General features: G+C 47.1%; 8 protein-coding genes. 4 read left to right on the top strand and 4 right to left on the bottom strand.

The window, feature by feature from the left end; genetic code table 11:
• Together B3O33_RS06560 and B3O33_RS06565 are read left to right on the top strand one after the other, a co-directional pair.
• The coding region (locus B3O33_RS06560) for an MFS transporter (RefSeq protein ID WP_292363233.1) at positions 1–819 on the top strand (819 nt) is incomplete at its 5' end.
• Positions 820–834: 15 nt separating this feature from the next.
• On the top strand, positions 835–2,547 hold the full coding sequence (locus B3O33_RS06565) for a bifunctional protein-serine/threonine kinase/phosphatase (RefSeq protein WP_292362602.1): 1,713 nt from the start codon (positions 835–837) through the stop codon (positions 2,545–2,547).
• 102 nt (positions 2,548–2,649) lie between these two features.
• On the opposite strand, the gene B3O33_RS06570 is transcribed toward B3O33_RS06565, so the two are convergent.
• The 3 genes from B3O33_RS06570 to B3O33_RS06580 are packed head-to-tail and all read right to left on the bottom strand — an operon-like array spanning position 2,650 to position 6,060.
• Positions 2,650–4,590, bottom strand: coding sequence for a PQQ-dependent sugar dehydrogenase (locus B3O33_RS06570; protein ID WP_292363234.1), 1,941 nt, complete (start codon positions 4,588–4,590; stop codon positions 2,650–2,652).
• Between the two features lie 23 nt (positions 4,591–4,613).
• Positions 4,614–5,618, bottom strand: coding sequence for a zinc-dependent alcohol dehydrogenase family protein (locus B3O33_RS06575; protein WP_292362605.1), 1,005 nt, complete (start codon positions 5,616–5,618; stop codon positions 4,614–4,616).
• 13 nt (positions 5,619–5,631) lie between these two features.
• The gene (locus B3O33_RS06580; RefSeq protein ID WP_292363235.1) at positions 5,632–6,060 is read right to left on the bottom strand and encodes a TetR family transcriptional regulator C-terminal domain-containing protein; all 429 of its coding nucleotides are present in this window, start codon (positions 6,058–6,060) and stop codon (positions 5,632–5,634) included.
• A gap of 365 nt (positions 6,061–6,425) precedes the next feature.
• Between B3O33_RS06580 and B3O33_RS06585 the strand changes: the two genes are divergently transcribed.
• The gene (locus B3O33_RS06585; protein ID WP_292362607.1) at positions 6,426–7,424 is read left to right on the top strand and encodes a catalase family peroxidase; all 999 of its coding nucleotides are present in this window, start codon (positions 6,426–6,428) and stop codon (positions 7,422–7,424) included.
• 64 nt (positions 7,425–7,488) lie between these two features.
• Positions 7,489–8,091, top strand: a complete 603-nt coding sequence (locus B3O33_RS06590; RefSeq protein ID WP_292362608.1) for a cysteine hydrolase family protein — start codon at positions 7,489–7,491, stop codon at positions 8,089–8,091.
• Positions 8,092–8,137: 46 nt separating this feature from the next.
• On the opposite strand, the gene B3O33_RS06595 is transcribed toward B3O33_RS06590, so the two are convergent.
• The coding region (locus B3O33_RS06595) for a cytochrome-c peroxidase (protein ID WP_292363236.1) at positions 8,138–8,994 on the bottom strand (857 nt) is incomplete at its 5' end.

The following is an 8,994-nucleotide window of genomic DNA, read 5'->3' on the forward strand; positions in this document are numbered from 1 at the left end:
AAAGGGGATTTTCTGCTGTTAATTCTGATGACCATTCCGATGTATGGCGCGCTGGGGTTGTTAGCCTGGAAACTGTCACCAAACGGGGTTTCATTACTGACTGAGTCGGTGACCATGTTGATCTATGGTGGACTGGTGTTACTGTTTCTCTATCAGCTTTATCATATCTATCAGGTCAACAAATCCATATTTCACACGCCTGTTCCAGAGATTCACCGTTATAAGTTCAAACAGGTGGCAGTGCTGAATCTGGCGTATCTGGCAACGTTTGGCTCTGAACTGGCGGTCGTATCAATGTTACCGTTATTTTTCAGCGAAACCTTTAATATCACTGTAGTGCAGGCAGGTTTGCTGGCCTCTGGTTTTGCCTTTATGAATCTGGTGTCACGACCTACCGGTGGTTATTTCAGTGATAAATTGGGGCGTAAACTGACGTTGACCATTTGTCTGGCAGGGCTGGCCGTCGGTTATTTTGTGATGGGTCTGATAACGCCGGAATGGTTTATTGTGTTGGCCGTATTGGCGACCATGTGCTGTTCGTTCTTTGTACAGGCAGGTGAGGGGGCGGTATTTGCCGTTGTACCTTTAGTACAACGTCGTTTGACCGGACAAATTGCCGGTATGGCGGGTGCTTATGGTAATGTCGGTGCATTGCTGTTTTTGACGGTATTGTCGGTAGTATCTGCTCAGTTATTTTTCTGGGTCATTGCGGCCACGGCCTTAGTCACCTTAATTGTGGTGCAGTTTATGGATGAGCCGCGCGGCCAGATGGCAGAAGTGTTACCGGATGGCACCGTGCAAATGATTGATGTGCATTAATAACGGGATAAGCTCATGCTGAAAGTCCGTTGTGGGCAATATTCTCAGGCTGGCGTAAAAGCTGAAAATCAGGATGCGATTGGTTTTTATGCCCCGGAGAATGCCTTACTGCTGGAGAGCAAAGGGGCCATCTGCGCGATTGCCGATGGCATCAGCAGCAGTGAGCAGGCACGTGAGGCCAGTCATGCCGCAATAACCGGATTCATTGCCGATTATTTCAGTACGCCGGATACCTGGTCGGTCAAGCAGTCAGGCGGTAAGGTCTTAACGGCGATTAATGTCTGGTTGTGCGGGCAGAGCCATCAGTTTCGGGAAATGTCACGGGGCTTTGCGACCACATTTTCTGCGGTGATCATCAAATCGGTGACTGCACATCTGTTCCATGTCGGTGATGCCCGAATCTATCTGTTTCGCAACAATACGCTGGAACAACTGACGCAGGATCACCGCATCAAACTTGATGAAGGTAAAGAATATTTGGGGCGTGCGCTGGGTGTTGATTACGCGCTGGAAATTGATTACAAACATCTCAGTGTCGAGCAAGGCGATGTGTTTGTTTTGATGACTGATGGCGTTTATGAATTTGTTGCTGACAGTGTCATCAAACAGCAGTTGAGCGCAACCGAAGATCCTGAACAATCTGCCAAAATGTTATGTGAACTCGCGTTACAAAATGGCGGCCAGGACAATGTCAGTTGTCAGCTGTTTTGCATTGATGCCTTGGCTGATCCCAAACCGGATGAAGTCTATGCCAGGTTAACGGCGTTACCGTTTCCTCCCGAATTGTATGAAGGTGTCATCCTCGATGGTTATCGGGTATTGCGTGAATTGCATGCCAGTTCGACCAGTCAGTTGTATCTGGCCATTGATACCGAAACCAATCAGAAAGTGGTGTTAAAAACCCCATCCGTCAATTTCGAGGATGATCCGGCGTATCTGGAGCGTTTTCAGCTTGAAGAATGGATCGGCCGTCGAATTGATAACCCGCATGTGGTGAGAATTGTTGAACAGCCGCGTCCACGGCGTTTTTTATATTACGTAATGGAATATATCGCTGGCAAAACCCTGCAACAGAAACTGGATGATGAAGGACCGCTAAGTCTCGGTGAAGTCAGGCAACTGCTACCGCAACTAATTTCCGGAATCAGAGCCTTCCATCGACTGGATATGCTGCACCAGGATCTCAAACCCGGCAATATTATGCTGAGTGATGAAGGTGTGGTAAAAATCATTGATTTTGGCTCCACCCGCATCGCCGGAATTGCCGATGTGGCTTCGCCGATTGAACGCAAAAAATTACTGGGAACCCGGGAATATACGGCACCCGAATATCTGTTGGGTGAACAGGCCGGAGTACAGGCCGATCAGTTTGCCCTGGGATCAATTCTTTATAATCTGCTCAGTGGCCAACTACCTTATGGCAAGCATTTTGAAAAAGCCATTAATCGTCAGCATCTCAGTCGACTGAACTATCAACCGTTAACACAGCTGCAAGCAGAGATCCCGGTATGGGTGGATAAAGCCATTCAAAAATCCGTTCAGCTAAATCCGCAAAGACGCTATGAAGTTTTATCCGAGCTGCAAACAGATCTGACAAAACCTAACCCGGTATTTTTACAAGATGAATATGTCCCGTTGATTGAACGTCATCCGCTGCGATTCTGGCAAACGCTCACTATTTTAAGTGTGCTGTTTAATCTGATATTGCTTTATCTTTTAGTGGGCTAATCAAATCAGCCTTAAAGCTGGAATTCAAGCTGACCAATCTTTATCAGCCGAGATACAAAAAAGCCGGGAATCATCCCGGCTTTTTGATTGCTTTGATTAAATTTACTTAATCGGCAGGAAATACAATTTTCCAGCTTTCATATCGGGCATCAGAATATGTTTGCCATCTGCTGATAAGGCGATATCTGCTGCAGATTCATATTCATCAGTGATAAGTTGGGGTGTCGCTTTGGGGTCAGCCAATTGCCACACCTGGCCACCTGCCCAGTCACTGATATACAGGACACCATTGGTATCCCTGACCAGGCCATCCGCCCCGCCGAAGCCGCTGTTTACTTTAGTGGCTTTGCCGTTGGCGATATCCAGCTGGAATAAGTCACCGGTACCAAAGTCGGCTACCAGCATTTTGTTATAGCCATCCATCAGCAGACCATTAGGCCGTTTAATACCGGATTTGGCATTAATGATTTCGCTGACCTCACCTTCGGCTGAAATTTGATAAATACCAGCATCTTTGCCGTCATCGTCACCACTATCAGATACATAGATATTGCCATGACCATCTATTTCAACATCATTCAGGAACACGGGTTTGCCGGGGAAGCCATCGGCTTTCACCATTATCTCGTGCTGACCGTCGAGACTGATTTTCACCAGTTGATCCACATCGGCGACAAACAGCGTGTTGTTAAACAGGTCGATACCTTTAGGATCATTAAGACCATCAACCAGTGTTTCAGTGCTGCCATCGGTATTTACAACAGTGACTTTGCCATCGCCTGGTTTACCAAATTCGCCGATTTCGGTAACAAATACCCGGCCATCCGGATGTGCGATAGCCGATTCGGGCAACACCAGTCCTTCCACTGTTTTGCTCGAATGAGCTGAGGTTGCGGTGCTGGCTGAGACAGTTTCTTCACCGTAACTGACACGGTAAATCACGCCATTAAAATCATCTGAAACCAGCACTGAACCATCGGGTAACTGCAGCACGTCTGTCGGGCGTCCCCAGGCTTCACCATCGATTAACCAGCCATCAATAAAAGTTTCGTGACCACTGACCTGATTATTATCATCAAAGGTTACACGAACCAATTCATAACCCACTGGCTCGGTACGGTTCCAGGAACCATGCTGGGCAATAATGACATCGCCTTTAAAGTCCTCCGGGAACATGTTGCCGGTATAAAACTTCATGCCCAATGCGGCTGTATGGGCTTGAAACTCGGCTACCGGAAAGGTGACATCTTTCGGCGGAGTTTTGTCTGCCCAGTCTTCGTGGCGTTCTTTACCACCGGCATAATATGGGAAGCCAAAGTGCATGCCTTTTTCGGGAGCGGCATTCAGTTCACCTGGCGGGATATCATCACCCATCATATCGGTATTGTTATCGGTGAAATACAACACGCCAGTGTCCGGCTGGAAATCCATGCCAACTGAGTTACGAATGCCTTCTGCATAGATCTCGGCATCACTGCCATCTGCATTCATCCGGATAATGGTGGCCTCGAAACCTTCGACATCACAGATATTGCAGGGTGCACCAACGGTGACATAAAGCTTACCATCAGGCCCAAAGTCAATATAACGCCAGCCATGATGGGCTTTGTCAGGCAGCTCTTCATATATGACTTCACGCATTTCCTTGAATGGCAAGGTCAGGTCAAAGCCGGGTGCAGCATAACGGGCAATGCGGTTCTGTTCGGCAATATAGAGATTTCCCTGGTGCATAGCGACACCATTGCCGACTTTAAGATCATCAAGAATCGTGACCACTTCATCGGCTTTACGATCCTTATTGCGATCCACAACAGCATAGGCTTTGGGGCCGCGGGTGCCGACAAATACGGTTCCGGTGGATTGGCCGAGAGCCATTTGGCGGGCACCGGGCACTTCGGCATAGACCTCAACTTTAAAGCCCTCTGGTACATTGAGTTTATGCAGATTTTTTTCGACATCTGCGGCACCGGCAAAGCTGCCTGTGCTGATTAGACCAAGCGAGGCAAGGGTTAAGGCACTTACGGTTTTGAGGTTAAACTTCATGGTGTTCCTCCATTGTGAAGATTTCAGATATTCGATGTGGTGACAATAATTTTGCCGACTTGTTGATTGGATTCCATGTATTGATGCGCAGCAACAATGTCATCCAGTGAAAATGTCTTGGCAATAATAGGTTTTAGATGGCCTGCAGCGAGTCCTTTTTCAATAAATTCCACTCCGCGTTGCAAGCGTTTGGCATCCTGGCTGATTTCGAACAGGGTATAGCCGCGAAACGTCAGTCCTTTTCCTAACGCAGCAAACAGCGGGAACGGGGAGCTTTCTGTACTGAGTGCGCCGTAAACGAAAATTTGTGCAAATTGGCCACAGGCATCGGCTAATTCATTCAATGCGGGGCCGGCAACGGGGTCAAACACCATATCTGCACCTTTGCCGCCCGTTATCAGCGTAACCTGCTCAGCGATTTGCTGGGATTCACTGACAATAACGTGTTTGGCGCCATGTTTTAGCAATAGTTCTTTTTTATCCGCGGAACGGGTAATCGCAACCGGGATCGCGCCTGCCTGATTGGCTATCTGGATGGCCGCCAGCCCGACACTGCTTGATGCGGCCGGAATTAACAACGTCTGACCTTCTGTTAGCTGACCGATATCAATTAATGCGCCCCAGGCCGTGAGATATTGCATCCACACTGCTGCAGCTTCTTCATCGGAAATATTGGCAGGTTGCCTGACCAGTGCGTGAATCGGCAACAAAGCTTTTTCAGCATAGGTGCCGTATTGGTTCATTGAAAAAGCCGGGATGACATTCACCTTGTCGCCGATTGAAAACTGGCTGACATTTGGCCCCACCTGTTCGATGATGCCAGAAGCTTCATAACCCAGTCGGGCAGGGAGTTGAGGTGTTTCGAGATACTGGCCATTACGAAACATGACTTCAGCGCGATTAAGACCGATGGTGTTAACTTTGACGAGCACTTCATCGGCTTGCGGAGCCGCCAAATCCATTTCATCCAATTGTAAAACCTCTGGTCCACCCATTTGGTGGAAACGAGCAACTTTGCTCATGCTCATATAAAAATCTCCATTAATTCTGTGGTTTTGTTAATACGTGTTGAAATAAGGTATCGATGAATGCTTGAAGCGGAGCGGTGCTGGAATGCATTTTGGCGCTAAGAACGGCACCTTGCCATCCGGATAACAGAAACTCGGCAAACTGTTCTGTATTGGTATTCCGGGGCAGTTCACCACAATCAATTGCGGCCTGCAGGCAAACGATGAATTGTTGTTTCCAACCTTCAAAGACCTGATCAAGGCGGAGTCTGAACGTTTCATTCTGGCTGGATAATTCCTGGCCGAGCGTGCCAATCAGACAACCACGTTTGCATTTTCCTTCGCGGATTGTGTCCAGACCGTTTTCCAGATAATCACGAATACGTTGTAGTGGTTGGACGTTTTCATTGGACAGAAAGGCATCAATTTTTTCGGCATAATCCAAAGCGAACTCATCAATCACCGCCAGCCCGAAATCTTCTTTACTGGCGAAATAATAATAAAACTAGCCCTTGGGTACACCAGCCGTTTTCAACACCGTATTTAATCCGGTGGGATTAAAACCATGGCTTCCCAGCACTTCAGTGCCAACCTGAATTAACAATTTTTTTGTTTCTGTGCGTGTCATATTAGACCAGTCGTCTAGTAAATTTCTGACCATAATAGACCGGTCGTCTAGTAAATGCAAACCATCACAAAATAATCCGTTTTGTGTTGCTGTTCTGATTAAATCAGCATGAACTAAATTTCATATAAAAAGCTCATAAAGGTTTAAGCTGGGATTTTGTTTCAGAATTCAGCAAGCAAACAACAACAAGGAGATCGTAAATGGGCACTAAAACATTCAAATATTTGCCATTGGCATTGTTGCTAGGGATGGTTATCAATCCTGTTATGGCCGAGGAAAGAGAGAAATCGACAGTCGAAAAAATTGTTGATGTGCAACATGATTTATTTAACGGGCCGCGTGAGGGTTTACGTTCTAATCACACGAAAGGTGTCGTGCTAACCGGTGAGTTTCATCCCGCTGAGTCCGCACGTCAAATTACTTTTGCAGCCCATTTACAAAAGGATCCATCACCTGTAGTTGTGCGTTTTTCCAATGCGACCGGTTTTCCGGATATCGCTGACAACGATCCTAAGGGACTGGCAAAAGGCATGGCGATGCGGATTGATCTGGGAGACGAGGAATACACCGATATGGTACTCAGTTCAGTGCCACGTTTTCCCGTGGCGACTCCTGAAGCCTTTCTGGAAATGCTCACGGCAGTAAGAGATTCTGCTGCTTCAGATGCTGAAACCAAACCTATCCAGCAGTTTTTAGCTGATAACCCCAAAGCCAAACATTTTGTGGACTATCCCAAGCCATTTCCGGCCAGTTTTGCCAACCTTTCCTATCACGGCATAAATGCGTTTAAATTTACCAATGCTGAAGGTGAGTCGGTTTATGGTCGCTATATAGTAATGCCACTGGATGGTGTTAAAACGCTGGAAAAAGCTGATGCCGAAGCACAAAACGCAAATTACCTGATGAATGAGATTCGTGAGCGATTACCACAGCAAGCTGCTAAGTTTCGCTTATCAGTGCAACTCGCTGAGGACGGTGATGAAGTAAACGATGCGACTGTAGTCTGGCCAGATGATCGTCAGGTGGTCGAGTTAGGTACTATCGTGATCGAGGCGGCGATGGCGGATGCTGCAGCTTATGAAAAAGCGACTATGTTCAATCCCTTGGCCTTGCCGGAAGGTATAGAGCCTTCAGCGGACCCGATTTTACTGGCCAGACCCGGTGCGTATGCGGTCAGCTTTCAACATCGTATGGATTAATCATTATTCAGAGCTGGCTAAAATTGCAAAAACGCACCCATTAAAACATTCAAAGAGGATTGTTATGACACAAGCATCACAAACGTTAAGAGATATCGTAGGCTTAGGACATCAACCCGCCAAACTGAGTGATTCGGCGTTAATTATGATCGATTGTCAGAATACCTATCGAACCGGTGTTATGCAGCTGACCGGGGTGGAAAAAGCCATTGTTGAGGCTAAAGCGTTACTGGAGCGTGCAAGAGCACTGAATATTCCTGTTATTCATATACAACACGATGGCGGTGTTGGCTCACCCTACGATTTAACGACAGAGCTGGGACAGATATCCAACGAAGTTGCCCCCAGAGATGGGGAATACGTTATTACTAAAAACTTTCCCAATTCATTTATTCAGACGGAACTGGATGAGCGGCTAAAATCATTGAACATTGAGAATATTGTGTTGGCCGGTTTTATGACGCATATGTGCGTCAATTCCACAGCACATGGTGGTTTTAATCTGGGCTATAAACCGACGGTCGTGGCCAGTGCCACGGCCACACGCCCACTGCAGGCTGCACATGGTAAGGTTATATCGGCTGAACTGGTTCAGGATGGTGCCATAGCATCAACCCGGGATTTATATGCCGCTGTGGTAGATAGCATTGCTGATTTGCCAGATTAAGCGATACTAAAAAGCCCGGTAGTGGATTTAACTACCGGGCTTTGTATTAGTTTTCAAAAGGGACTGGAACGGGGGTATTCGCTGTGGAAGGCGGCAATTGCGGAATGGCAAATTGCGGCTGATCGCCCGTCAGGGTTTTCAAAAATGCAGTGATATTTTTGATGTCCTGTTCTTCCAGTTCCTGACCTAACTGTAATCTGGCCATGACATCCACAGCATCTTCCAGTTTCCAATATGCACCATCATGGAAGTAGGGATAGGTCAGCTCGACGTTGCGTAAGGTGGGCACTTTAAATGAAAAACGGTCGGCATCTTTTCCGGTGACAGCAATACGACCTTCTGCAGGATTTTCGGTCTGGTAGGGCTCCATGATCCCCATCCTCTGGAATGAACTGCCTCCTACGGCTTCACCATTATGACAAGCCACACAGCCGATTTGTTTGAACTTTTGATAACCGGCAATTTCCGTATCAGTTAACGCATTGTCGTTACCTTTAAGCCACAAATCAAAACGTGAATTGGGGGTAACCAGTGTTTCTTCAAAGGCGGCAATAGCATTGGTGACTTGGTCCAGAGTAATGTCATCACTGCCATAAATTTTATTGAACTCAGCCACATATTGTGGAATCGAACGCAATACATCGATGGCCAGAGAGTGACTGAAAGCCATTTCCATGGGATTGGCAATGGGACCAGCAGCCTGTTCCTGTAAATCAGCTGCACGACCGTCCCAGAATTGTGCGAGATTCATACTCGAATTGAGTACGGTAGGAGAGTTAATCGGGCCTTGCTGCCAATTATGTCCAATCGAAGTTGGAAGATTATCACTACCACCCATACTGAGGTTGTGGCATGAATTGCAGGAAATAAAACCGGAACGTGACAGTCTGGGATCAAAAAAAA

It is taken from the genome of Methylophaga sp. UBA1464, from assembly GCF_002325665.1.
Classification (GTDB): domain Bacteria; phylum Pseudomonadota; class Gammaproteobacteria; order Nitrosococcales; family Methylophagaceae; genus Methylophaga.

Bases quoted from the DNA above. Each gene is read 5' to 3' on its own strand.
- B3O33_RS06565 (WP_292362602.1), top strand. From the start codon at position 835: ATGCTGAAAGTCCGTTGTGGGCAATATTCTCAGGCTGGCGTAAAAGCT.
- B3O33_RS06570 (WP_292363234.1), bottom strand. From the start codon at position 4,590: ATGAAGTTTAACCTCAAAACCGTAAGTGCCTTAACCCTTGCCTCGCTT.
- B3O33_RS06575 (WP_292362605.1), bottom strand. From the start codon at position 5,618: ATGAGCATGAGCAAAGTTGCTCGTTTCCACCAAATGGGTGGACCAGAG.
- B3O33_RS06585 (WP_292362607.1), top strand. From the start codon at position 6,426: ATGGGCACTAAAACATTCAAATATTTGCCATTGGCATTGTTGCTAGGG.
- B3O33_RS06590 (WP_292362608.1), top strand. From the start codon at position 7,489: ATGACACAAGCATCACAAACGTTAAGAGATATCGTAGGCTTAGGACAT.